This window comes from Helicobacter pylori, assembly GCF_006440215.1.
Taxonomy (GTDB): Bacteria; Campylobacterota; Campylobacteria; order Campylobacterales; family Helicobacteraceae; genus Helicobacter; species Helicobacter pylori_CS.
Window position 1 is genome coordinate 1 of the sequence record NZ_VEZH01000041.1, and the last position, 417, is coordinate 417.

A 417-nucleotide genomic window follows, 5' to 3' on the forward strand; every position below is an offset into this window, starting at 1 on the left:
TTAAAAAAGAGAGTTTCAAAACAAGGGTTCAAAACAAAGGCTTCAAAATTAAACCCCCAAAAAAAGAAAGGCTTTAAAAGAAATCCCTTAAAAAGGGAGTTTCACAAAAGCTTAGTAAGCAAACACATAATTCAAATACACGCTATAGAGCCTGCGGTATTTGAGTTCAGCCCCCATAAAGGAATAGTAGTTCGTGTTAATGGTAGGGATTTTCACGCCTAGTTCAATGCCATGCTGAGCCGCATGATCGCTACCTTTTTTCTTAGCCCTGGCTAAATTCATCCTCAAGCCTAAATTGAATAAGAATTGGAAATTCGCCACATTCATTTTAGCGTTATAGACATTATTCACGGTGGCTAAATTCACGAATTCAGAATTAAGCCATGAAGTGCCGGCTAATGCGATCCCACCAAAAAG

The 417-nt window shown here is 38.4% G+C and carries 1 protein-coding gene; it reads right to left on the reverse strand.

Translation table 11 applies throughout. From position 1 onward, the window contains the following. Positions 1-111: 111 nt before the first annotated feature. A partial coding sequence (locus FIM44_RS08410) for an outer membrane protein (protein WP_140579766.1) occupies positions 112-417 on the reverse strand: 306 nt, incomplete at its 5' end.